The organism is Burkholderia sp. THE68 (assembly GCF_009938265.1).
GTDB lineage: Bacteria > Pseudomonadota > Gammaproteobacteria > Burkholderiales > Burkholderiaceae > Caballeronia.
Window position 1 is genome coordinate 2,685,793 of the sequence record NZ_AP022315.1, and the last position, 24,739, is coordinate 2,710,531.

The following is a 24,739-nucleotide window of genomic DNA, read 5'->3' on the forward strand; positions in this document are numbered from 1 at the left end:
TCATGCTAAGCAAAGTGGGTGCGTTCAGAAATCTGCCGAACGGACGACTTGCGCCGAATCTCGATCCGACGCAAGCCACGAAGCCTCAACACTCCACGATATTCACCGCCAGCCCGCCGCGCGACGTTTCCTTATATTTGGTCTTCATATCCGCGCCGGTCTCTCTCATGGTCTTGATCACCGAATCCAGCGATACATAGTGAGAGCCATCGCCCCGCATCGCCATGCGCGCGGCATTGACGGCTTTGACCGAACCCATCGCGTTGCGCTCTATGCACGGAATCTGCACCATCCCGCCGACCGGATCGCACGTCAGCCCGAGGTTATGCTCCATGCCGATTTCCGCGGCATTCTCGACCTGCGCCGGTGTTCCGCCGAGCACCGCGGCCAGCGCGCCCGCCGCCATCGAACACGCGACGCCGACTTCGCCCTGACAGCCGACTTCAGCACCTGAGATGGAAGCGTTCATCTTGTACAGAATGCCGATCGCCGCCGCCGTCAGCAGAAAGTCGATAACGCCCTGCGTGTTCGACCCCGGCACGAAGCGATCGTAATAGTGCAGCACCGCCGGAATGATGCCCGCCGCGCCATTGGTCGGCGCCGTGACGACACGTCCGCCGATTGCGTTCTCCTCGTTCACCGCGATTGCGTAGAGATTGATCCAGTCGATCATCGACAAAGGATCGCGCAGCGCCTGCTCCGGCTTGCCCGTCAGCGCCCGGTACAACTGCGGCGCGCGCCGCTTCACCTGGAACGGCCCCGGCAAGTGCCCTTCCGCCGCCGGATTGCCGATACCGCACCCGCGCGCGACGCAATCCTGCATCACGTCCCAGATACGCAGCAGGCCGCTGCGGATTTCGTCCTCGCTGCGCCACACGCGCTCGTTTTCCCACATCAGTTGCGCGATCGACTTGCCCGATTCCGTGCACATCTTCATGAGCTCGTCGCCGGTCAGGAACGGATACGGCAAATGCTCGTGCGCCGTCAGCACCGCCGTGTTCGCCGCGCCCGCCGTGACGACGAACCCGCCGCCAACCGACAGATACGTCGCCTCGCGCAGCAACGCGCCGTTCGCATCGAACGCGTGAAGCTTCATGCCGTTCGGATGCTCCGGCAACGCCTGCCGATAGAACGCGATGTTCTCCTTGATCGTGAACGGAATCTTGCGCGTGCCGAGCAGCGCGAGCGTCTTCGACGCGCGCACGGCGTCCAGCCGCGCGACGATGCTCGACGCATCCACGGTATCGGGCGCATCGCCCATCAGGCCGAGCATCACGCCGCGGTCGGTGCCGTGGCCTTTGCCCGTCGCGCCGAGCGAGCCGTAGAGCTCGCACTTCACCGATGCCGTCGAGTCCAGCAGCCCGTCCCGCTCGAGCCCTTGCGCGAACATAAGCGCGGCGCGCATCGGTCCGACGGTGTGCGAACTCGAAGGGCCGATGCCGATCTTGAAGAGGTCGAATACGCTGACTGCCATGACTGCTCCTGCCTGTAAGAGTTATCGCGCCGGCACCGGCAGACACACCGCGAGCCAGGCTGGCGGCGCCGGTGCGAGCCGCAACGCGACCGGCGTGTAGCGGCCGTCAAGACGTGCCGCGAGATGAAAGAGTTCAGCCGCGTTCTTCGGATCCCACTGTCCCGAGAAACCCGGCAATCCGGCTTCGCGCCGCTTGGCGTCGAATGGTACGGACGATTTCACGAACTCATCGTGCGTCTTCGTGCCGAGCGCGTACGGCGTGAGCCAGTTGAGCGCTTCGGCGAGCGTCGCGCCCGACTGCGCGCGCTCCGGCAGCCAGTTGCGGTTGTGCCGCCGCGCGGAGAGGGCCGCTGTCACGAGCGGCTGAAGATCGTAGGTGACATAGCGCAGCGCATCGCGCTCGGCGAAATCGACGGTCGATCCATCCGGCGCGATGTTGTCGCCGATATGCTCGACGAACAGCCGCTGCGCCGCGTTGATGAGCTTGCGGTCGTCGATCGTGAACGCGCCCATCGCCACCAGCTTCACGCGATGACTTTGCCAGTTGTTCCGGTAATTGCCCGTGAGCGGCCGCGGCTGCTTGTCCATATCGGCGATATAACCGGTCACCATCTTCGTGATGAACGCGTTCGCCGCGTTGCGCGTCTTGACCGGCAAGGCGCTCGCCGTGAGGTCGTACGCGAGAATCAGCGATTCGAAGTTCGTCTCGTCGATCGGGTTGAAGCTCGGCTGATAAGTCGTCGTCCACGCGAGCAGGAAGCGGTCGACGAGCCGCAGATAACGCTCGTCGCCGGTCGCGCGCCACGCGAGCGCGGCATCGCGCATCAGGCCGAGGTCTTTTTCCGCTTCGATGCTTTCGTCGTAAATGCCTTCGTGCGGCAGCGTGCCCTCGGTGTGCAGCTTCGCGCGCGGCTTCGGCTGATCGCTCACATGCGATTGCACCATTTTCACGAGCGCCTTCACGCCGGGATCGGCGTTGGTGCGCTCGCTCGTCTGCATCGCGGGCGCGGCGCAAAAATTCATCGCGGCCTGCGCGGACGATGCCGCGATCAGCATCGCGCCGAGCATCGCTCGCGCCGCACGCACGCGGTTCGTCCCTTTCACCTCTCGCACCTTGAACGCCATGTGTACTCCCTGTTTTGGCTTTTTGGTCCGGGGTGAGATGTTAGCTGTTCTGGAACGCGCCGCAAAACCGCCCGACAATGCTTTACGCTTTCGGGCGGTGCTCTCTCTCAGGTCCTGCGCGATACCTTACTCGTCCGCGTATTCCGATACCGGCACGCACGAGCACATCAGGTTGCGGTCGCCATACGCGTTGTCCGCGCGGCCGACCGGCGACCAGTACTTGCGCGTCACCAGCGACTTCAACGGATACGCTGCTGATTCGCGCGTGTACGTGTGCGCCCACGCATCCGACGTGACCACCGCCGCCGTGTGCGGCGCATGCTTCAGCACGTTGTCCTCGCGATCGGCGCGGCCTTCTTCGACCGCGCGGATTTCCTCGCGGATCGCGATCATCGCGTCGATGAAGCGGTCGAGCTCTTCCTTCGATTCCGACTCCGTCGGCTCGACCATCAGCGTGCCGGGCACGGGGAAGCTCATCGTCGGGGCGTGGAAACCGTAGTCGATCAGGCGTTTCGCGACGTCTTCCACCGAGATACCGCTCGATTCCTTGATCGGCCGCACATCGAGAATGCACTCGTGCGCTACGAGTCCGCCCGCACCGCTGTACAGCACCGGATAGTGCGGCGCGAGACGCTTCGCGACATAGTTCGCGGCGAGAATCGCGCTTTCGGTCGCGGCGGTGAGACCTTGCGCGCCCATCATCGCAATGTACATCCACGAGATCGGCAGGATCGCGGCCGAGCCATAAGGCGCGGACGACACCGCGCCAATGCCCGCCTCATCGCGCTTGTAACCGGTGGACGCCTGATTCGGCAGGAACTTCGCCAGATGCGCGCCGACCGCGACCGGACCGACACCCGGTCCGCCGCCGCCGTGCGGAATGCAGAACGTCTTGTGCAGATTCAGGTGCGACACGTCGCCGCCGAACTGGCCGGGCGCGCACAGGCCGACCATCGCGTTCATGTTCGCACCGTCGACATACACCTGGCCGCCGTGCGAATGCACGATGTCGCAGATCTCGCGGACATTGCGCTCGAACACGCCGTGCGTCGAGGGATACGTGATCATGATCGCCGCGAGATTCGCCGAATGCTTCTCCGCCTTCGCCTTCAGATCGTCGATATCGACGTTGCCGTTCGCATCGCACGCGACGACGACGACCTGCATGCCCGCCATCTGCGCCGACGCCGGATTGGTGCCGTGCGCGGACGCCGGAATCAGACACACATTGCGATGCCCTTCGCCGCGCGACTCGTGATACGCGTGGATGATGAGCAGGCCCGCGTATTCGCCTTGCGAACCGGCATTCGGCTGCAGCGACACCGCCGCGTAACCGGTGCACGCGACGAGCATCTGTTCGAGCTGATCGATCATCGTGCGATAGCCGGCCGTCTGCTCGGCGGGCGCGAACGGGTGAATCTGCGCGAACTCGGGCCACGTCACCGGCAGCATTTCGGACGTTGCGTTGAGCTTCATCGTGCAGGAGCCGAGCGGGATCATCGTGCGATCGAGCGCGAGGTCCTTGTCGGCGAGGCTGCGCAGGTAGCGCAGCATTTCGTGTTCGGAATGATGGCGATTGAAGACCGGATGCGTCAGGTATTCGCTCGTACGGTGCAGTTCGGCGGGCAGCGAATCGGACGCGGCCTGATCGAGCGCGTCGATATCGAACGTTTCGGTCTTGCCCGCGACTTCCGCGAACAGCGCGAAGAGCTTGAGCAGGTCGTCGCGCGTGGTGGTTTCATCGAGCGATACGCCCACTTGCGTTGCGCTCACGTGGCGCAGATTGACATGCGCGGCGTATGCAGCCTGATGCAGCCCGGTCGTGTTCGCGCCGCTGTCGATCGTGACCGTGTCGAAGAACGTGTCGTTGGCGATCGTATAGCCGAGCTTCTTCACGCCCGCTGCGAAGATCGATGCCACGCGGTTCACGCGCAGTGCGATCGTCTTCAGACCGCGCGGGCCGTGATACACCGCGTACATGCTCGCCATGATCGCGAGCAGCGCCTGCGCCGTGCACACGTTCGACGTCGCCTTTTCGCGGCGAATATGCTGTTCGCGCGTTTGCAGCGCGAGACGCAGCGCCGAGTTGCCTTGCGCATCGACGGTCACGCCGACGAGACGCCCCGGCATCTGGCGCTTGAATTCATCGCGCACGGCCATGTATGCCGCGTGCGGGCCGCCGAAGCCGACCGGCACGCCGAACCGCTGCGTATTGCCGATAGCGACATCCGCGCCCCATTCGCCCGGCGGCGTGATGAGCGTCAGCGCGAGCAGATCCGCCGCCGCGACGACATGGCCGCCCGCAGCGTGAATCGCTTCGGCCAGCGCGCGATAGTCGCGCACATCGCCGTTCGCGCCCGGATACTGCAGCAGCACGCCGAACGCGTTCGCGCTCGCGGCGTCGGCGGCCGGGCCGACCTTGACTTCGATGCCCGCGGGCTTCGCGCGCGTCTTCACCACTTCGATGGTCTGCGGCAGCACGTCATCGGCGACATAGAACACGTTCGATTTCGGCTTGCCGACGCGTTGCAGCAGCGTCATCGCTTCGGCGGCGGCGGTGGCTTCGTCGAGCAGCGAGGCGTTCGCCATCGCAAGGCCCGTCAGGTCCATCACCATCTGCTGGAAATTCAGCAGCGCTTCCAGACGCCCTTGCGAAATTTCCGGCTGGTACGGCGTGTACGCCGTGTACCACGCCGGATTTTCGAGCACGTTGCGCAGGATCACCGCCGGCGTGTGCGTGCCGTAGTAGCCCTGGCCGATATAAGTTCGAAACACCAGATTCTCGTCCGCCAGCTTGCGCAGTGCCGCGAGCGCTTCCGCCTCGCTCTTGGGCTGCGTGAACGCGCCGAGCGGCAGCGTTTCCTTGCGGCGGATCGATTCAGGAATCACCGCGTCGATGAAGGCCGCGCGTGACGCGAAACCGAGCGCGTCGAGCATGGCGCGCTGGTCCGCGTCATCGGGGCCGATGTGCCGCTCGGCGAATGCGTCGTGGCATTCGAGCGCGGCGAGTGACAGGGAGGTGCGGTTCATCAGGCGATCCGGGTGTTCGAGCTTCATGTGAATTCCTGCGATGCGGCTCGTTGCCCGAGCCGCCATCGTCATTGAGATGGGTTATTCGCCGATCGACTTGCCGTAGCCTTCGGCGTCGAGCAGCTTGTCGAGACCGGCGTCGCCGGCCGGCTTGATCTTGAAGAGCCAGCTTTCGTACGGCGCGCCGTTCACCTGGTCGGGCGTCGCGCTGAGCGAGTCGTTGGCGGCGACGATCTCGCCCGAGACCGGCGCGTAAATGTCGGATGCGGCCTTCACCGATTCGATCACGGCGATGGCATCGCCCGCCGCGACGGTCTTGCCCACCGCGGGCAGTTCGACGAACACGATGTCACCGAGCGCTTCCTGCGCGTGATCGGTGATGCCGATGGTCAGCGTGCCATCGGATTCGGTGCGGACCCATTCGTGCGATTCGGTGTATTTCAGATCGGCCGGGATGCTCATTGAATGCTCCTTGCGTGGTTCTTTCGTGAGGTTCTTGATCGGAGAAAACGAGCGCGACGGCGTCAGGAGAGGTCGACCAAAACCTTGCCGTTGCGCACGAACGGAAGTTTTACCACGCGCGCGGGCAGTTGCTTGTCGCGGATGACGACCTGCACCGTGTCCCCGGCGGCAACGGCCGTCGGCACGCGCGCGAACGCGATCGACTCCTGCATCGACGGCGAAAAGGTGCCGCTCGTGATTTCGCCGTCGCCGTGTTGCGTGACGACTTTCTGATGTGCGCGCAGCACGCCGCCCGCCTTGCCGTTTTCCTTGATCAGCACGAGCCCGACGAAGTTCGCCTTCGAACCGTGCGCCTCCAGCGCGCTGCGGCCGACGAAATCGCGCTCCGTTTTCAGATCGACGGTCCACGCAAGCCCGGCGTCGAGCGGTGAAACCTTCTCGTCCATGTCCTGGCCGTACAGATTCATGCCGGCTTCGAGACGCAGCGTGTCGCGCGCGCCGAGACCGGCCGGCTTCACGCCGGCGGCGGCAAGCGCGTTCCACAGCGCTTCGACATGCGTCGCCGGGGCGACGATCTCGAAACCGTCCTCGCCGGTGTAGCCGGTGCGCGCGAGCATCAGCTCGCCGTATTGCGTCGATGGAAACACGACGGCGTTGAACGGCTTGATGTCCTGAGTTTGAGCGCGCGTATCCGGCAGCACTTGCCAGGCCTTTTCGCGCGCATTCGGGCCTTGCACGGCGATGATCGCGAGATCGCGGCGCGGCGTGATGGAAAGATTGAATTCGCCTTCGGCGTTCAGCTGCCCGAACCAGGCGATGTCCTTCTCCGCCGTCCCCGCATTCACGACGACGCGAAAGCGCGTTTCGGAGAAGTAGTAGACGATCAGGTCGTCGATCACGCCGCCGTTGCCGTCGAGCAGACACGAATAGAGCGCCTTGCCGGGCGTCGTGAGTTTGTCGACGTTATTGGCGATCGCGTACCTGAAGAAATCGCGGACGGCTTCGCCCTCGAAATCGACGACGCGCATGTGCGACACGTCGAACATGCCGGCGTCGGTGCGTACGGCGCGATGCTCGTCGATCTGCGAACCGTAGTTGACGGGCATGTCCCAGCCGCCGAAATCGACCATGCGCGCATTGAGCGCGAGGTGTGCAGCGTGCAGGGGCGTGTGTTGAAGAGAAGTCATCGGGGCCTCGGTTCGCCAGACAAAAAAGGCCACGCAGCGCACATTTCGCTTTGCAGATGGACCTTTCGTGCTGCCGGAAGCAGCGCGCAAGGCTCATGCCGCTGAGCGATTGCGATGCGTGACCCCTCTGTCCTCGGTACCTGAGAGATTGCGCGAACCGTGCACGGTCGTGCCGCGGTTCATCGCGCGCCCCTTCGGTGGGCAGCCTGCTCATCGTTTTCGATGAAACCGCTGCCGCTCTCCAGAGTGCGAGGAACTTCGTTCCTCGACGCCGTCGGTCCTTTTGCCTGAGAGTTTGCGGGTGTGCCCCTTCGGCGGCGCGGTTCTCGATGCATACGAAAACCACGCGCTCTCCCGACGCGTGCGGCAGAATTTACGCGACCGAATTGGGGTTGTCAAACGGATTCGGGCGGGTCCGATGGACGGGGGGCCGCTGGTGGCGGCTGGCTCCTGACTGACCCGGGCTAAGCGGTCAAGATGTAGCCGTTTCCGTGCGCTCCAGATGCGCGTCGAGCAAGTCCGCCATGGGCAAGAAAAGTTGACATGTCGCAACAAAATCAGATGCGTCAGGCTGCTCGAACGCGATGGCCAGTCGATAATCGGCTTGCGTTCTTACTTTCTTCAATTCACGCAGCATGTACGCGAGTTCGCCGCCTTTCTTTCCGGCATCGACTAGCCGCCTCTCAAGCTGCACATGAACACCGGCCTTGTCTCGACACGACGGTAAATGGCGGTCCGCAATTTCCAGCGCCCGATGGTAAGCAGCGTAATACGCACGCGACGCGCCCGCTCTCCATTCACACTCACTCTTCCCTTCTGATAGTTTCTGCGCCAGGCTTAACAGGTCGCTCACGTCGATACTCACGCAAGGCTCTCCGCAAAGGTATTCGCTGGCCTGTATGAGGTGAGCGGACGGCACGAGAAGGTAATCAACTCAGGGTAAGCGTCGTCAAATTTCTCGACGAGGGCTTCTGCAATCGCGAAGCTCAATTCGGCACATCGGCGAGCAGGTGCTTGCGCATAGAGTTCATACCTCATGGTGTCGTCTTCAGGATACAGGATGGGCATGACTTGCCTGATTGCGCATCCTTTCGAGCGGACAGCCAAAACCGCCGACTCCAGCAACGCCACGCGTAGATCGGCGTCGACTCCGGCGGTTTGGAACAGGTCCACTGCGTTATCTATATCTCGCAGAAATTCGTCTTCTCCCAGAATCGAATCATGCTCATCGAGCGCGTGCCGGACGCCTCGTGAGTGCATGATCTGCGCGGCTGCTTCGAGATGCAGGGCTGCGCACAACACTCGAGCGGCATGGATGGCGAACCTCGGATTTCCAGAGGACACCGCTGCGAGCCGATCTGCATAAGATGCCGCCCGTCGGGCATCACCCATGTTCCCGAAGAGCGACGAAACATTGCCCAAGATCATAGTTTCGTGATTCGCCAACGCACAGGCCGCCTCCGCGCATCTGATGCATTCGTCTCGTTCGCCTTGCAGGAATGCGGTGAAAGCAAGAAGAAGCCAGCACATCTCTGGTCGTTCCGCGCGCTTCTCTAAAAGCGCGCGGGTGTCTCGCTCGATCCGCTTCACGAGCAAATCATTGTTCTGCGCTGTGACCACGAGCTCGATCAATTGATCTAGCCAATCCAGCGACGCGGGTTTCGGTAGATTCAATGACCTGTCTCCGAATAAAAGTCAGTTGATCCGGATACTAGCAGCGCCATCGAACTGGCGGATTAAGTTAATAAAAATAAGGAATAACCACTGCCAATGCGCACTAAATAAATGGATACGGCAAGCATTTGAGTAGCCGCAATTCCACGCGCTAGTCAGTGCTGGAACGCCACCCGCCTTCCTTCCCTCTCACTCCGAATCGCCAGTTCGATGATGGTCATCGTATCGACCGCGTCCTGCGGCGAAACCGGAAACGGCTTGCCCTCCTGAATCGAAGCCGCCAGCGCCCGATAGAACTCGACATACGCGCCATCCTTCGTGGCGAATTCGTGACGCAGATCGAGATCGCCATCGACTTCGCGCAGCACGCCCGGCGGATTCTTCGCAAACTCCTGATTCCCCGGCCGCATGCCCGCGCGCAACTGATCTTCCTGCGTGTCGAGTCCGTTCTTCACATAGCTGCCGCGCGTCCCGTGGATCGCGAACCGCGGCGGCTCCAGCGCCGCGAGCGCGCTGGCGTGCAGGATCACTTCCTTGTCGTCGTAACCGAGCACGAGATGCACGTAATCCGGCGCGTGCGCGTGATCCCGGTGCACCTTCACGAACGCCGTCACTGTCTGCGGCGCGCCGAACAGCGTCAGCGCCTGATCGATCAGATGCGGCCCCAGATCGAACAACAGGCCGCCGCCGCGCTCCGCTTCCTCGCGCCAGCGCTGCGGCACTTTCGGGCGAAAACGGTCGAAATGCGATTCGTAATGCGTGATGCGCCCGAGCCGCCCGCTCTCGATGAGCGCGCGCACCGTCATGAAATCGCCATCCCAGCGGCGATTATGAAACGGCGCGAACACGAGGCCTTTTTGCTGCGCGAGATCGGCGAGCGTGCGGGCGTCGCGCGCGGACAGCGTGACGGGTTTGTCGACGACCACGTGCTTGCCCGCCGACAGCGCGCGGTGCGCGAGATCGAAGTGCGTGTCGTTCGGCGTCGCGACGACGACGCATTCGAGCCCGTCGACGGCGAGCAGCGCGTCGAAATCCGCGACGATCTGCGCGTTCGGATAATCAGCCTGTGCGCGCTCTGCCTGGCTCGTCGCGATGGCCGTGACTTCCGCCCGGCCGCAGTGCTCGATGACGGGCGCGTGAAACGTCGCCCCGGCGAGGCCGTAACCCATTACGCCGACTTTGAGTGCTGTGTTCATGCGGGCATCGTCCTGTCGTGGAATCAGTTCGATATTGTGTCACGATGCCCATCCGGCGCGGAACGAGGGCCGGAACCGGCCGCTTTCTATCGTGTTAACATCGCGCACTCTTCCACGCGCCGGCGCTTGCCGCGCGCCTCAAATTCCAGAAGCCCAGAACGATGTCCGCAGGTCTGAACGCCGCGCAAAGCGAAGCCGTGCGCTATCTCGACGGTCCCTGTCTCGTGCTCGCCGGCGCCGGCAGCGGCAAGACGCGCGTGATCACGCAGAAGATCGCGCATCTGATCGAAGGACGCGGCTTCGAGCCGAAGCACATCGCCGCGCTCACCTTCACGAACAAGGCCGCGCTCGAAATGCGCGAACGCACCGCGAAGCTGCTCGAAGGCAAGACGCTCACGACGCCCGGCAAGGAAGGCCGCAAGATTCCCGTCAATCAGTTGACGATCTGCACCTTTCACTCGCTCGGCGTACAGATCATGCGCCAGGAAGCGGAGCACGTCGGACTGAAGCCGCAGTTCTCGATCATGGATTCGGACGATTGCTTCGGCATGGTTCAGGAACAGCTCGGCACGACGGACAAGGGGCTGATCCGCAAAGTGCAGTCGACGATCTCGCTGTGGAAAAACGCGATGGTCTCGCCCGATCAGGCCGCCGTGCTCGCGAGCAACGAGGACGAGCATCAGGCCGCGATCGTCTTTCGCAGCTATGCGGCGACGCTGCACGCGTATCAGGCGCTCGATTTCGACGATCTGATCCTGCGCCCCGCGCAGCTTTTCGCGCAGAACGAGCAGGTACGCGACAAGTGGCAGAACCGCCTGCGCTATTTGCTGATCGACGAATATCAGGACACCAACGCCTGTCAGTATGAATTGCTGAAGCAGCTCGCCGGCCCGCGCGCCGCGTTCACGGCGGTCGGCGACGACGATCAGGCCATCTACGGCTGGCGCGGCGCGACGCTCGAAAACCTCGCGCAGCTCGGCAAGGATTTTCCGAAGCTGCACGTGGTCAAGCTGGAGCAGAACTATCGCTCGACGGTGCGGATTCTGACGGCGGCGAACAACGTCATCGCGAACAATCCGAAGCTGTTCGAGAAGAAGCTGTGGTCCGAGCACGGCATGGGCGACACGATCACCGTCACCGGCTGCAACGACGAAGAGCACGAGGCCGAATCCGTCGTGTTCCGGCTGTCGGCGCACAAGTTCGAGCGGCGCACGCAGTTTCGCGACTACGCGATTCTCTATCGCGGCAACTTTCAGGCGCGCATCTTCGAACAGGTCTTGAGACGCGAGCGGATTCCCTACGTGCTGTCGGGCGGGCAGTCGTTCTTCGACAAGGCCGAGATCAAGGACCTCATCGCGTATCTGCGTCTGATCGCAAATCCCGACGACGATCCCGCGTTCATCCGCGCGATCACGACGCCGCGGCGGGGCGTCGGCAACACGACGCTCGAAGCGCTCGGCGCGTTCGCGGGCGCGGCGAAGGTGTCGCTGTTCGAGGCGGTGTTCATGGGCGGCATCGAGGCGCGGCTTTCGGCGCGGCAGGTCGAGCCGCTGCGCACGTTCTGCGAGTGGATTCGTCGTCTGTCGGACCGCGCGGCGCGCGATCCCGCGACCGAAGTGCTCGACGACATGATGGAAGCCATCCACTACGAGGCGTATCTCTACGACGCGTACGACGAACGCCAGGCGCAATCGAAATGGCAGAACGTGCTCGAATTTCTCGAATGGCTCAAGCGCAAGGGCACGAAGCCGGAAGCCGCGCCCGGAACAGAGCAGACCGGCTACGACACCGCCGACGGTTTCGCCGATGAAGGCAAGAACCTGCTCGGCCTGATCCAGACTGTCGCGCTGATGTCGATGCTCGAAGGCAAGGACGAAGATCCGGATGCGGTGCGGCTGTCGACGGTGCATGCGTCGAAGGGGCTGGAGTATCCGCACGTATTTCTGGTGGGCGTCGAGGAAGGCATCATGCCGCATCGCGGCGGCTCGGACGATGACGCGCCCGTCGACGATGCGCGCATCGAGGAAGAGCGGCGGCTGATGTATGTCGCGATCACGCGCGCGCAGCGCAGCCTGCATCTGAACTGGTGCAAGAAACGAAAGCGCGCGCGGGAGACGGTGGTGTGCGAGCCGTCGCGTTTCATCCCGGAGATGCTGCTCGACGACGCGCCGCCGCCGACGGCCGAGGAAAAGCCGCTTTCGCCGAAGGACCGCATGGCGATGCTCAAGGCGATGTTGCAGAAGAGCTGATGCCTTTTTCGTGCTTCAAATAAAAAAACCCTGCGCCATGAAACGCAGGGTTTTTCTTTGTGGCCCGGCGAAAACGTTACTTGGCCGCGTTCACCATGTAATCGACGGCGGCCTTCACGTCCGCATCCGGCGCGTTCGATCCGCCCTTCGGCGGCATCGCGCCCTTGCCGTGCAGCGCGTAGTTGTAGACGGTGTCCATCGGTTCCTTGAGGCGGGGCGCCCATGCGGCCTTGTCGCCGAACTTCGGCGCGTTGAGCACGCCGGCTGCGTGACAGGCCTGGCAGACTTGCTCGTAGAGCGCCTTGCCGGCCTGTGCGGCATCGGCGCTTTGGGCGCCCGCTGCCGGCGCCGCCGCCTGCGGTACGGACGCCAGCGCTGCGACGGCCGCAGCCGCTTGAGCGTTCTCGTTGGCGCTCGCGCCTGCCGGGGCCGCTGCCGCACCCGGCGCGCTCGCGCTTGCCGCCGCGCCCGAAGCGGGTTGAGCCGGCTCCGCCAGTTTGCCGCCGCTGCCGTTCGCCATGTAGACGACCGCGCGCGCGATTTCGAAGTCGCTGTAATCGTCGGGATTGGTGCCGCCGCGCGCGGGCATGGCGCCTTTGCCGTTGAGCGCGTTGTGCAGGAGCGTGTCGTAACCTTCGCCGATGCGCGCCGCCCACGCGCCAGCATCGCCAAACTTGGGCGCGCCGGCCGTGCCCGTTGCGTGACAGGCCGAGCACACGGCCTTGAAGACTTCCTCGCCGGATTTGTAGACGCGCGGCGCGTTGGCGTCGCGGACATCGACCTGCGCGGCGGGCGCGATGCGTTCCTTCACCGATTGCTCGATGTCCGTGCCCGCGCCGACACGCGTCGAGTTGTTCACGTACACCGCGAGCAGGATGATGATGGCGACCGGGATGCCGAATCCCGCGATGATCGCGGCGATGAGTTGGCCGGGCGTCTTGATCGGGGCTCCGTGGGGTGCTTCGCTCATGCTTGTCTCGTCTCCCGTTTTTTGGTGTGAGTCGGTTCAGTGACAGCGTGACAGCTACCGCATTGCGCTTGGGCGCGCCTTGGGGAAAGGCACGGTCGATTATAGACGGAACGCTTAACTGTCGGCGCGGGGTGGCGGACGCAGTGGAGCGGGCGTTTACCCGAATCGTGTGATGCTTGCGGCGATGTTTAGCGCGATGCGTCCGTCCCCATGCGATGGACGAAGTCACGGAAAACAGGTATCCTCTCGGATTCGCATGGGCCTTGCAGCCGCCTTTCGGTGTGCTTCTTTCTTCGCAAGGCATCCCTCCGATGCGCCCGTAGCTCAATGGATAGAGTACTGCCCTCCGAAGGCAGGGGTTGCTGGTTCGATCCCAGCCGGGCGCGCCAAATCTTCTCCCTGACGCGCGATCATTCTGCGGCCGCTCCCGCGATCACCGTCCCCCATCCAAACCCCATCCCCGCCAGCCACCGTCTGTAAGCCACCGCCATCCGATCACATCGCTGATGCAACTCCGCATCCAGATCGAGCGGCAGACGCTGCGGCCATTGCGACTCCACGATCGGCGTGTCCTGCATCAGGATCTCCATATTGAAGTCGTAAAGCTCCTGGTCGCTGTGCGTCGAATCATCCTCGTGAATGGAAACGAGCCACGCGCGCGTTTCCGTCTGCGTCACCGGCGACGCCGCCAGCATGATGTGCAACGCGCCCTGCCCGCCCGACGCCATCTTCGTGAGACTCGCGATCAACGGCCGCTTCACGCGATACACATAGTCGATCATCGCGCCGCCGCCTTGTCCCGGAATGCCCGCGGGCTGCCAGTATCGACATTGCCGCGCTTCGAGTCCTCCATCGGCAGTCTGCACGACGTCGTAATCCGGCACTTCCGTATGCGCCTCTTCGCCCAGAATCCCGGCATGCACGAACGAGAAGTGCGCCATATCCAGAAAGTTCTCGACCACGCGCGGCGCCGATGACCTCACCGTCTGCGGCGCAAGATTGATGCGCCGGCCGCCCGCGATCTCGGCTTCGGGAAAGAAATCGAGCGCATGCGCGGGCTCGCCGAAGCACATCCACACGACGCCATACTTCTCTTCGCTGGCGAAGGTCGTCGCGCACGCACGCTTCGATGGACGCAACGACGGATTCGATGGAATCCGCAAACACTGCCCTTCGATGTCATAACGCCAGCCGTGATACGGACACACGATCTGATCGCGCATCACGTGTCCGAGCGACAACTGCGCGCCGCGATGCGGACAGTAATCGCGCCACACATGCGCCGCGCCGATACTGTCGCGCCACACGACGATGCGCTCATCGGCAACGATGAACCCGCGCGCGCCGCCGTCGGGCACGTCCTCGCTATTGCAGATCGGCAGCCATTCGCCTGCCAGGGAAAGCATTCCTTCGCTCATCGCAGTGAATCAGAAATAGAAGTCCGAAAGCCGTTCTTACACGAAACACAGCGTCTTCGCAAAACGTTGCAAAATAGCGGATCGCTCGCTCGGTGCAACTCGATGCCACTCCACTCAACCGATGCCATGCGACGGGGCCGCAGGTCATAACAGCAAGATAAAAGCAAGAAATCACCACCCAGGGGTTCAGTATGGAGCAGGCGCATCAACCGGCACGCCGGGCTTATGCCTTCGCATGGTCCGAGCACCGGAATCCCGAACGCGAGCAGGCCACGCTGCGGGTCTGGATGGGAGCGGCGGTTCTTCTGGCCTACGGCATTTTTACCTGGCTCCGCCCGTCGCACGATGCATTGCTGGTCGCACGCATCGTCGCACTCTATGTGTCCTACGGCGCGGTTACGCTGCTGATCGTCAGCCGCATGGCGTCTCCTTCGGAGAAGCGTCTCACCGTCACGACCATCGCCGATCAATCGATTCTCGGGCTCGCGCTCGCCGCGGGCGGCGCCATCGCGCTGCCGCTCATCTGGGTGATCTTCTGGTTTCTGATCGGCTCGGGATGCCGTTACGGCAAGCGCACGCTCGCCGTTTCGTGCACGACGGCGCTCGTCATCGTCGTGGCGCTGGGAATCTGGCAGCCGTGGTGGCACGCGAATCTGCCCGCCGCGATCGGTCTAGGGCTGAGCGTGCTGGGCGCATCGGTTTATCTGAGCGTGCTCGTCGACCGGCTCGGCAGCGCGAATCGCGATCTCGCGCGTCAGGCATCGACTGATCCGCTCACAGGTCTATCCAACCGATACGCGCTCGAACATATCGTCGATCGCGCGATGAACGCACGCGAAACCGATGGCAATCAAGCCACCGCGCTCCTGCTCATTGATCTCGATGGCTTCAAGGAAGTCAACGACACCTACGGCCACGCCGTCGGCGACATGCTGCTGCAATCGTTCGCGCAATCGCTCGAAAAGCGCATGCGCAAGACGGACACCATCGCGCGACTGGGCGGCGACGAGTTCGTCGTGCTCGCGCATCACGTGCGCGACCGGGCGGCCGTGCTCGCAGTGGCCGACAGCATCCACTCCGTGCTGAACGCGCTCACGTCGGTGCAGGAGCGGCCGGTGTCGGTGTCGGCGAGCATCGGCGCTTGTCTGCTTTCCTGTGCGACGGCCGCGCATCAGTCCGGCATGACCGCCGTGCTGCGCGCCGCCGACCGCGCGATGTACCGCGCCAAAAGTCTCGGCGAAGGCAAAACCGTCTTCGCCGAGACGCGGGACTTCGAAACGAACTGAATCAGGCCTCGACGCTCGTCCACGCCTGCTCGCGCAGCTTCACGCGCAGACGGGCGACCGCCTGGCTGTGCAACTGGCACACGCGCGACTCGCTCACTTCCATCACCGCGCCGATTTCGCGCAGGTTCAGACCGCGTTCGTAGTAGAGGCTCATCAGGAGCTTCTCGCGCTCGGGCAGCTTGTCGATCGCTTCGATCAGCGCACCGCGCAGACTGTCGTCGAGCAGCGCGGACAACGGGTCCGAACGGTCGACGCAGTAGCGGTCGAGGAACGGTTCGTCGTCGGCGGAGCGGTCGAAGTCTTCGTAGTAGATCAGCTGGCTGCCGTGCAAATCCTGAAGCATCGACTGATACTCGGGAAGCGGCAAGTTCATGTGCTCCGCGATCTCCGTCTCGCTCGCGGAGCGGCCGAGGTTCTGCTCGACCTTGTGCACCGCCGATTCCACTTCGCGCGAGGTCTTGCGCATGCTGCGCGGCAGCCAGTCATTGGCACGCAGCTCATCGAGCATCGCGCCGCGAATGCGCTGGCTCGCATACGTTTCGAATTGCGCGCCCTGATCTTCCTTGTAGCGGCTCGCCGCGTCCATCAGGCCGATCATGCCGGCCTGGATGAGATCGTCGAGATCGACGCTCGCCGGCATCTTGGCGACGAGCTGAAGCCCCAGCCGGCGAACGAGCGGTGCATATTTCGTCAGCACGTCGGACTGTGAGAGTTTGCCTTGGGCGTTATACATCCTGGTCACCTATCTTGATCACATCGACGCCGTGCTGCTCATTGCAAAGTCGTGAAGCGCAACCGCACGATGCGTCGCCTCCCGCCCGCCCTGTTCAGAGTCGCCAACCGGAATTCGCGCGTCTGCCTGGCCGTCCGCCGCGCGCATATAAGGCGCGGGGCGCATCGGCCAGTGGAGGAGCTCCGCCGCTATCGCGCGGTAGTCGCGCGCCGCGGCCGTGGCCGGGAACGCTTCGACTGCGCAGCGTGAGAGATCCTTCGCCCGAGCGACGCGCGCATCCTCGGACACATACCCTGCCTGCACGAGCGACACGGCCAGATACCGGCTCGCGACGCCCGACAGGTTGTCGAACGCGACCGCCGCGTCGGCCGGGTTCTGCACGTGATTGATGAGCACGCGGAACTGGCCGATCGCATGGGCGTAGTGCAGACGCTTCATGCACGCATACGCCTCGGTGATCGCCGACGCGGCCACCCGCGTCACGATGAGAAAGTCATGCGCCTGCGCCGCGAGGCTCGACAGCGCGCCGTGGCGGTCCAGTTGCGCATCGATCAGCACGATGTCCGCCGGACCATCGAGCAATGCGCGGCACTGGGCGGCATCGTGGCTGATGCGCTCGTCGCGCGGTGCTGCGATCAGCGAGAAGCCGAACGGCGTGCGCTCGACGACATCCGCGAGCGCGCGGCGGCCGGACATCGCCGCGGCGAGCGCGCCTCGGTCGGACAGGCCCAGCATGCGGCTCACCGATGCCGAATCGCGATGCTCGTCGATCACGAGCACGTCCTTGCCATGCACGGACAGCGCCGCGCCGAGATTCACCACCGCCGACGAGCAGCCGATGCCCGCCGGACCGCCCGCGACCGCCACCACGCGCGAACCGGCACGCGTGAGGAGCCGTCGCAGACCTTCCGCCTGGTCGAGCACGAGCTTATCCAAAGTGCACCCCATGCATTTCGGTCGTGGCGCGCGCCGACAAAGCGGACAGCAGCGCCGGCACTTCTTCGTCGTGCGGCACGAACGGCGAGCCGTCGCGCGGAATGCAGAACGCGCTCTTGATGAGAAACCGCTTGGTCGCGACGTACAGGTTCTCCGGCACCTTCTGGCCGGTCGATACGTAATGCACGGGCAGCTTGTAGCGGATCACCGTATCGAGCACGCCGCCGAGATTGGTCGCCTCGTCCAGCTTGGTGAGGATGCAGCCCGCGAGCGGCGGCTGATCCGGCGCGCTCTTGTATGCCTGCACGACTTCGTTGAGCGTGTCGCCGTGGCTGGTCGCGTTGAGCAGCAGGATGCGCTGCACCGGTTGACCCGCGCCGCACAGCATCGCGATCTGGTCCGAAACCATGCGATCGCGCTGGCTCATGCCGATCGTGTCGATCAGCACGATATGTTTGTTGCGCAGCTCGGACAGCGCGAGCTGCAGGTCGGCGGCGTCTTTCACCGCGTGGACCGAGACGCCGAGAATCTTGCCGAAGATGCGCAGTTGCTCGTGCGCGCCGATCCGGTAGCTGTCGGTCGTGAGCAGCGCGACCTTGCTCGCGCCGAAGCGCATCACGCAGCGCGCCGCGAGCTTCGCGGTGGTCGTCGTCTTGCCGACGCCCGTCGGGCCCATCAGCGCGAACACGCCGCCGCGCTCCATCAGCGCGTCTTCGCTGTCCATCACCGGAATATTCGTTTCGAGCACCTGCTGCACCCATTCGAGCGCGCCTTCCACGCTTTCCATCTCCGGCATGTTGTCGACCACCATGCGGACGAGCTGCGCGGAAAAGCCTGCTGCGAAGAGACGCTTGGTCAGCGCGCCGCCCGTCGCGTTGCGACGCTGGCGCTCGCCCCAGAGCAAGCCGGAGAAGTGCTCTTCCATCATCGAGCGCATCGACGACAGCTCGTTCATCACTGTTTCGTTGACCACCTGTTCCATGCGCGCGCGGATCGCTTCGGTCACGACCGCAGCCGCGTTCGCGGGCAAACCTTCGAAAGCGCCTTCCGGCGTGGCGGGCGCGGCGTTCGTGGCCGGTGCTTCGGCGTGCGGCGCGCTCGCGTTGATCTTCTGCGCGGCGCGACGCGCGGCGACTTGCGCGGCTTCGCGCGCCCAGTCGGGCGTTTCGACCTTCGATTGCACCGGCGCCTGAACTTCGGGCGCACGAGTCGCCGGCGCTTGCTGGCGCAATGCGTACTTGCCCGTTTCCGGCGTCTTTTCGGCGCGCGTTTCCTGCCGCGCTACCGGCACCGGCACGCCCATGCCACGCGCAATGGCGGCGGACGCCGAGAGCGGACGGTTCGACGGCATCGTCGCCTGCTGCGCGATCCGCTTCGCGTGCTCGATCAGCCAGGGATTCGAATCGGCCATCGTGCGCGGCGCTTCGTCGTCGGCTTCTTGTTCGTGCGTGAGCGCGTCTTCATCGTCGGCGTCGGTGTTCGCGCCGAAGACCGAGGAAAACACGTCGCCGCTCGCGTAAGGATTCGCGGCGGCTTGCCTGGCCGGCAGCGCGGCCGCCGCAGCAGCCAGCGCGGCGCGCGACGTGCCCGACGAGCGCACGGCCTGCTCATTCGCGGCGGGCGAGATCGACGCGATATCGCTGTCCGCGACGCCGACGATCTCGACGGAGCCATCATCCAGCGTGCGATTGGACAGCACCACGGCATCGGGTCCGAGCGCTTCACGAACCTGGCGCAGTGCGTCGCGGCTGTTCGCGCCGATGAATTTACGAATGTTCAAACTTGCCCCCGATGAGGTGAGACTGCGATCTTTAGCCAGCGGGCTCACTCGATTCATTGCGATGCCCGCTTTTCAGTGAGGCCATTATTGCGAACTTCGCCTTTTGCCCATCGCTGGATAAAGGGTGAGAAAAAGGGGTATTTCGGCTGATGGGAATACGGCGTCCGGCGTGAAAGCTCGCGCGCGCCGGAAAAAGATTCCGCTTCGCCGCTGTTCGAACACTTGCCCGACGGCGTAAGCTTTAGGGCATTTCGCTCACCGTCCGGCGCGCGTTCCGGCCGCATCGGATATTCAAAGGAGACTTCTTCGCATGGCGTCTGCTGTCCCTTCCGAAGGTCGAACCACCGGCGCGCGTCTCGTCGTCGATGCGTTCGTGCATCACGGCGTCGAGCGCGTGTTCTGCGTGCCCGGCGAGAGCTTTCTGGCCGTGCTCGATTCCCTGCACGATGAAACCTCGCAAATTCAGACGATCGTCTGCCGCCACGAAGCGGGCGCGGCGAACATGGCCGAGGCGGTCGGCAAGCTGACGGGCAAACCGGGCATCGCGATCGTGACGCGCGGGCCGGGCGCGACGCACGCGTCGATCGGCGTGCACACCGCGTTTCAGGATTCGACGCCGATGATCCTGCTGATCGGCCAATGCGCGCGCGATCACATGGACCGCGAGGCGTTTCAGGAGATCGACTACCGGCGCATGTTCGGGCAGATGGCGAAATGGGTCGCGCAGATCGACGATCCGCGCCGCGTGCCGGAATATCTGAGCCACGCGTTTCACACGGCGACCTCGGGCCGTCCGGGTCCGGTCGTGCTCGCGCTACCGGAAGACATGCTGACCGAAGCGGTCGACGCGGCGCCGCCCGCGCCGCCGTATCAGCGCGTGGCCGCGTCGCCTTCGGCGGCGCAGATCGAACGCCTGCGCGCGTTGCTCGCGAACGCGAAGAAGCCGTTCGTCATCGCGGGCGGCAGCGGCTGGAACACGCAGGCGACGCAGGATTTCGCGCGCTTCGTCGAACAGTGGCAATTGCCGGTGGGCTGCGCGTTCCGCTATCAGGACACGCTGAACAACGAGCATCCGAACTACGCGGGCGATGTCGGTCTCGGCATCAACCCCGCGCTCGCCGCGCGCGTGCGCGACGCCGACGTGCTTTTCGTGCTCGGCCCGCGCATGGGCGAATCGACGACGGGCGGCTACACGCTGCTCGACATCCCGAAGACGAAGCAGACGCTCATCCACGTCCATCAGGGCGCGGAGGAACTGGGGCGCGTGTACAGCGCGGATCTGCCGATCGTCTCGGGCATGCCGGAAATCGCGTCGATGCTGGCCGCGCTGGAAGCGCCGTCCGATGTCGCGTGGAAGGGCGAAGCCGAGGCCGCGCACGCCGCGTATCTGGAATGGCGCACACCGCGCCCGATGCTCGGCAATGTTCAGCTCGGCGACGTCATGCGTCAGCTCGCGGAGACGATTCCCGCCGATTCGATCCTCACCAACGGCGCGGGCAATTACGCGACGTGGCTGCATCGGCACTATTCGTATCGGCATTTCCGTTCGCAGGTCGCGCCGACGAGCGGTGCGATGGGCTACGGCGTGCCCGCCGCGATCGCCGCAAAGTCGCTCTATCCGGAGCGCACCGTGATTGCGTTCGCGGGCGACGGCTGCTTCATGATGTCGAGCCACGAACTCGCCACGGCGATGCAGTATCGGCTGGCGGTGATTTTCATCGTCGTGAACAACGCGCAGTTCGGCACGATCCGGATGCATCAGGAGCGGCACTATCCGCATCGCGTGCATGGCACGGGGCTAACGAATCCCGACTTCGTCGCGTATGCGCGCGCATTCGGGGCGCACGGCGAGCTGGTCGAGACGACCGATCAGTTCATGCCCGCGTTCGAACGCGCGGTCGGTTCGGGTTTGCCCGCAGTGATCGAAATTCGCATCCCGCAGGATCAGAGCACGCCGGGCGCGACACTCGAACAAATTCGCCAGCAAGGCCAGCGCTAAGGGACAAACTTTCAATCTTCTTGCAGCACGCTCCCGGTGGCAGTAGAGTAGCCAGTTCGAAAACACTGGGAGTTAGCGATGCTTAAGATTCTGGCTTTGTCGTTGGCAATGGGTTTGTCGGGCGCGGCGTTCGCGAAGGCCGACTGCACGGCGCATCCCAAGAGCGAGTGGATCAAGGAGTCGGACGCCAAGGCGCAACTCGAAGCGCAGGGCTACAAGATCAAGAAATTCAAGGTCGATGGAAACTGCTACGAGATCTACGGCCACGACAAGAACGGCAAGAAGGTCGAGATCTATTACGACACGAAGACGCTTGCCGTCGTGAAGTCGGAAGTCGAATAAGCGTGACGCCCGTGGCTCGCGTGAGAGTGTGGGACGCGTGGGTGCGAGTCACGCATTGGGCGGTCGCGGGCATCGTCGTGTGGAATCTGTTCGGGCCGACGGATTCCATGCATCGTCTGCTTGGGTATGTCGCGGCGGGGTTCGTGGTCGCGCGCGTCGTGTGGGGCTTCGTCGGGTCGCGGCATGCGCGCTTCTCGGCGTGGTGGCCAACACGTCCGCATCTCGTTGAATATCTGCGCTCGCTTGCGTCAGGCAAGCCGATGCATCACGTCTCGCACAATCCGCTCGGCGGGTTGATGGCGCTCGTTCTATGGTTTCTGATTCTCGCGCTCGCGGTGTCGGGCTGGATCATGCGCCTCGATGCATTCTGGGGCCAGGAATGGCCGCAGGAGATTCACGCGTGGCTCTCGGTCGCGGTCGAGGTGTGTGTTTGCGTGCATGTCGCGGCGGCTGTGCTGATGAGCGTGTGGACGCGGGAGAATCTCATCGGGGCGATGGTGACGGGGAATAAACGCGACAAGCATCCACGCAAATGACCTGCTTCGAGGCAGCTTAAATTCAGCATTCGGCACTACCAATGGCATCTAGCCGCTTCCGATAATCGAATCCGCACTCTCGATACCGAGAGTCGACTTGATGATCGATAAAAAGGAGCGACTGCACGATGTCCCACGCAGCGAGGCAACTGACCAAGATCGGCGTTTTCTATGACGGGAATTACTTCGATCGCGTCAGCAAGTACTACAACCATCGGCATGATAAAAGGGCCTGGATTTCGATTCCGGGGCTTCACGAGTACATACGCTACAAGGTCGCCGACGAAGAAAAGGTCGATCCGCGCAACTGTCAGGTAATCGACGCGCATTATTTCCGAGGTCGCTTCTCTGCGCAGAAAAGTCAAGAGAAGGGCAACGACGCGCTCCTGAACGACCGTGTCGTCGACGAGATTCTCATGCGCGCGAACGTCACAGCGCACTACCTGCCGATGAACTTCGCCGGCAAGGAAAAGGGCATCGACGTCTGGCTCGCGCTGGAAGCGTTCGAATTGTCGATCCACAAGCAATTCGATGTCGTCGTGCTGATTGCGAGTGACAGCGACTTCATCCCACTCGTGCGCAAGCTCAAGACGCTCGGAATCCGGGTGATGGCGATCAGCTGGTCGATCACCCGTGACGCGGTGGACGGCGACGCCAACGTGGAACGGCCCAGCCAGATGCTACATAAGGAAGTGACCTATTCGGTCACGATGTCGGAGGTTATCGACAGGATGGACGAATCGAAAGGAGCGGAGCGTGACGCGTTGAGCACCTTGTTCAAGCGACAACGAAACCGGCAGCCGCCTGCGGGAGCGGTGGAGTCGGACTGGAAAGTCGGCGTGATAGGCACCCTGAAAGAGCACTGGGGCTTCATCAAACCGGAGACGGGTTCGAAGGACGTGTATTTCCGCTATTCCACACTGGCTGATCTTGATCCCGATGATCTGGAGGCAGGCATGGAGGTCAGTTATCTGGAAGCTGCGGAAAGCTCGAGAGGCCCGATGGCCGACAAGGTGAGAACGAGCTAGAGTATTCGCGGAATACCAAAACAAAAACGGCCCGGCCGCCAGCGCGGACCGAGCCGTTCGAAACAACGCAGAAAACCCGAACGTTTACTTCCCGCCCACGCTCTGCAACGTCGTCCACTTCCCGCCGACGACCTTATACAGCGTGATGCCGCCGTTCTTCAGATCGCCCTTCGAGTCGTACGACAGGTGCTTCGCCGTGACGCCCTGCATGTCGGTCTTCGCGAGGAACGGCAGGTACTTCGCCGGGTCCGTCGAGTTGGCCGCCTTCATCGCGTTGAACATGGCCATCGCGCCGTCGTAGGCGTACGGCGAGTACGTCTGCACGTCTTCGTTGAAGCGCTTCTTGTACTTCGCCGAGTAATCCGCGCCGCCCGGCATTTCGTCCATCGGCAGGCCGGCGAGCGATGCCACCGTGCCGTCAGCCGCGTCGCCCGCGATCTTCACGAAGGTGTCCGTCTTCACCATTTCGCCCGCCATCAGCGGCGCGCGGAAGCCGAGCGTCTTCATCTGCTTGACCATCGGGCCGGCTTGCGAATCCGCGCCGCCGTAGTACACGAGGTCCGGATTCATCGACTTGATCTTGGTCAGAATCGCCTTGAAGTCCACGGCCTTGTCGTTCGTGAACTCGCGCACGACGATCGTGCCGCCCGCGGCCTTCGCCGCCTTCTCGAACTGGTCGGCGAGACCCTGGCCGTAGGCCGTGCGGTCATCGACGATCGCGATCTTCTTGACCTTCAGGTTCTTCACCGCGTACTCACCCGCGACCGAGCCTTGCTGCGTGTCGGAGGTCATCATGCGGAAGGCCGTCTTGAAGCCTTGCGTCGTGTATTCGGGCGCCGTCGCCATCGCGATTTCGGGGATGCCCGCGTTCGCGTAGATGCGCGATGCCGGGATCGTCGTGCCCGAATTGAAGTGGCCGAGCATGCCCTTGATGCCGTCATCGACGAGACGCTGCGCGACGGTCGTGCCCGTGCGCGGGTCAGCCTGGTCGTCGGCCGAGTTCAGCACGATGCGAACCGGCTTGCCGCCGATCATCGGCTTCGTGGCGTTGAAATCTTCGACAGCCAGCGTGATGCCGTTCTGCATGTCCTTGCCGTAGTGCGCCTGCGCACCGGTCAACGGGCCTGCATAACCAACCTTCACGTCCTCGGCTTGCTGCGCAAATGCGGTCCCCGCGAGCGACAGGCCGGCGAGCGTCATGGCTGCTGCCAGCTTGGTCATCGTGTGCTTCATAGCTTCTCCTGGTTCCAGTGTGGATGGCAGCTTGTGCCGGGATCGCCGTGCCTGCTGCCGCTTGTTTGAATTCGTTTGAAT

The 24,739-nt window shown here is 63.5% G+C and carries 20 protein-coding genes, 1 tRNA gene and 2 riboswitches; of the genes, 7 read left to right on the forward strand and 14 right to left on the reverse strand.

Going from position 1 to position 24,739, the window contains the following annotated elements; translation table 11 throughout:
* Positions 1–85: 85 nt before the first annotated feature.
* The 8 genes from BTHE68_RS12790 to BTHE68_RS12825 form a co-directional block, all read right to left on the reverse strand.
* Entirely contained in the window at positions 86–1,474 is a 1,389-nt protein-coding gene (locus BTHE68_RS12790; RefSeq protein WP_162066602.1) for an L-serine ammonia-lyase, read from the reverse strand.
* A 21-nt stretch (positions 1,475–1,495) separates the two neighbouring features.
* Positions 1,496–2,599 (reverse strand): alginate lyase family protein, encoded by a 1,104-nt coding sequence (locus BTHE68_RS12795; RefSeq protein WP_162066603.1) that lies wholly within the window; start codon positions 2,597–2,599, stop codon positions 1,496–1,498.
* A 126-nt stretch (positions 2,600–2,725) separates the two neighbouring features.
* Positions 2,726–5,656, reverse strand: a complete 2,931-nt coding sequence (gcvP, locus tag BTHE68_RS12800) for an aminomethyl-transferring glycine dehydrogenase (RefSeq protein ID WP_162066604.1) — start codon at positions 5,654–5,656, stop codon at positions 2,726–2,728.
* Positions 5,657–5,710: 54 nt separating this feature from the next.
* On the reverse strand, positions 5,711–6,091 hold the full coding sequence (gene gcvH / locus BTHE68_RS12805) for a glycine cleavage system protein GcvH (protein ID WP_162066605.1): 381 nt from the start codon (positions 6,089–6,091) through the stop codon (positions 5,711–5,713).
* A gap of 62 nt (positions 6,092–6,153) precedes the next feature.
* The gene (gene gcvT / locus BTHE68_RS12810) at positions 6,154–7,278 is read right to left on the reverse strand and encodes a glycine cleavage system aminomethyltransferase GcvT (protein WP_162066606.1); all 1,125 of its coding nucleotides are present in this window, start codon (positions 7,276–7,278) and stop codon (positions 6,154–6,156) included.
* Positions 7,279–7,395: 117 nt separating this feature from the next.
* Positions 7,396–7,533: riboswitch (glycine riboswitch) on the reverse strand.
* Positions 7,534–7,543: 10 nt separating this feature from the next.
* Positions 7,544–7,645, reverse strand: a riboswitch (glycine riboswitch).
* Between the two features lie 105 nt (positions 7,646–7,750).
* Positions 7,751–8,143, reverse strand: a complete 393-nt coding sequence (locus BTHE68_RS12815; protein WP_162066607.1) for a hypothetical protein — start codon at positions 8,141–8,143, stop codon at positions 7,751–7,753.
* Positions 8,140–8,952, reverse strand: a complete 813-nt coding sequence (locus tag BTHE68_RS12820; protein ID WP_162066608.1) for a hypothetical protein — start codon at positions 8,950–8,952, stop codon at positions 8,140–8,142. Before BTHE68_RS12820 ends, BTHE68_RS12815 begins: the two co-directional genes overlap by 4 nt.
* 155 nt (positions 8,953–9,107) lie before the next feature.
* Positions 9,108–10,148 carry an oxidoreductase gene (locus BTHE68_RS12825; RefSeq protein WP_162066609.1) on the reverse strand — a complete coding sequence of 347 codons (1,041 nt, stop codon included), beginning with the start codon at positions 10,146–10,148 and terminating at the stop codon, positions 9,108–9,110.
* 161 nt (positions 10,149–10,309) lie between these two features.
* Between BTHE68_RS12825 and BTHE68_RS12830 the strand changes: the two genes are divergently transcribed.
* Positions 10,310–12,397, forward strand: a complete 2,088-nt coding sequence (locus tag BTHE68_RS12830; RefSeq protein WP_162066610.1) for a UvrD-helicase domain-containing protein — start codon at positions 10,310–10,312, stop codon at positions 12,395–12,397.
* A 76-nt stretch (positions 12,398–12,473) separates the two neighbouring features.
* On the opposite strand, the gene BTHE68_RS12835 is transcribed toward BTHE68_RS12830, so the two are convergent.
* Positions 12,474–13,367 (reverse strand): c-type cytochrome, encoded by an 894-nt coding sequence (locus BTHE68_RS12835; RefSeq protein WP_162066611.1) that lies wholly within the window; start codon positions 13,365–13,367, stop codon positions 12,474–12,476.
* Between the two features lie 313 nt (positions 13,368–13,680).
* Here BTHE68_RS12835 and BTHE68_RS12840 point away from each other — a divergent pair.
* A tRNA-Arg gene (locus tag BTHE68_RS12840) sits at positions 13,681–13,756 on the forward strand.
* A gap of 21 nt (positions 13,757–13,777) precedes the next feature.
* On the opposite strand, the gene BTHE68_RS12845 is transcribed toward BTHE68_RS12840, so the two are convergent.
* Positions 13,778–14,773 (reverse strand): Rieske 2Fe-2S domain-containing protein, encoded by a 996-nt coding sequence (locus BTHE68_RS12845; RefSeq protein ID WP_232077880.1) that lies wholly within the window; start codon positions 14,771–14,773, stop codon positions 13,778–13,780.
* A 203-nt stretch (positions 14,774–14,976) separates the two neighbouring features.
* Between BTHE68_RS12845 and BTHE68_RS12850 the strand changes: the two genes are divergently transcribed.
* Complete coding sequence (locus BTHE68_RS12850; RefSeq protein WP_162066613.1) at positions 14,977–16,071, forward strand: GGDEF domain-containing protein; 1,095 nt, start codon at positions 14,977–14,979, stop codon at positions 16,069–16,071.
* A 1-nt stretch (position 16,072) separates the two neighbouring features.
* Here the strand turns inward: BTHE68_RS12850 and BTHE68_RS12855 are convergent, their stop codons facing one another.
* Genes BTHE68_RS12855 through flhF form a run of 3 tightly spaced genes read right to left on the reverse strand, consistent with a single transcriptional unit; the run spans position 16,073 to position 19,520 of the window.
* Positions 16,073–16,804, reverse strand: coding sequence for an RNA polymerase sigma factor FliA (locus BTHE68_RS12855; protein ID WP_162066614.1), 732 nt, complete (start codon positions 16,802–16,804; stop codon positions 16,073–16,075).
* Between the two features lie 18 nt (positions 16,805–16,822).
* Entirely contained in the window at positions 16,823–17,740 is a 918-nt protein-coding gene (locus tag BTHE68_RS12860) for a MinD/ParA family ATP-binding protein (RefSeq protein WP_162066878.1), read from the reverse strand.
* Entirely contained in the window at positions 17,733–19,520 is a 1,788-nt protein-coding gene (flhF, locus tag BTHE68_RS12865) for a flagellar biosynthesis GTPase FlhF (protein ID WP_162066615.1), read from the reverse strand. Before flhF ends, BTHE68_RS12860 begins: the two co-directional genes overlap by 8 nt.
* A gap of 310 nt (positions 19,521–19,830) precedes the next feature.
* Here flhF and BTHE68_RS12870 point away from each other — a divergent pair, with 310 nt between their 5' ends.
* The 4 genes from BTHE68_RS12870 to BTHE68_RS12885 all read left to right on the forward strand — a co-directional run bounded on the left by BTHE68_RS12870 (position 19,831) and on the right by BTHE68_RS12885 (position 23,425).
* A complete protein-coding gene (locus BTHE68_RS12870; protein WP_162066616.1) occupies positions 19,831–21,519 on the forward strand; it encodes a thiamine pyrophosphate-binding protein in 1,689 nt (562 codons plus the stop codon).
* 78 nt (positions 21,520–21,597) lie between these two features.
* Positions 21,598–21,861 (forward strand): PepSY domain-containing protein, encoded by a 264-nt coding sequence (locus tag BTHE68_RS12875; protein WP_061174062.1) that lies wholly within the window; start codon positions 21,598–21,600, stop codon positions 21,859–21,861.
* 20 nt (positions 21,862–21,881) lie between these two features.
* The gene (locus BTHE68_RS12880) at positions 21,882–22,397 is read left to right on the forward strand and encodes a cytochrome b/b6 domain-containing protein (protein WP_162066879.1); all 516 of its coding nucleotides are present in this window, start codon (positions 21,882–21,884) and stop codon (positions 22,395–22,397) included.
* Positions 22,398–22,525: 128 nt separating this feature from the next.
* Positions 22,526–23,425, forward strand: coding sequence for an NYN domain-containing protein (locus BTHE68_RS12885; RefSeq protein WP_162066617.1), 900 nt, complete (start codon positions 22,526–22,528; stop codon positions 23,423–23,425).
* A gap of 84 nt (positions 23,426–23,509) precedes the next feature.
* Here BTHE68_RS12885 and BTHE68_RS12890 read toward each other — a convergent pair whose 3' ends face one another.
* Positions 23,510–24,658 (reverse strand): branched-chain amino acid ABC transporter substrate-binding protein, encoded by a 1,149-nt coding sequence (locus BTHE68_RS12890; RefSeq protein ID WP_162066618.1) that lies wholly within the window; start codon positions 24,656–24,658, stop codon positions 23,510–23,512.
* Positions 24,659–24,739 lie beyond the last annotated feature (81 nt).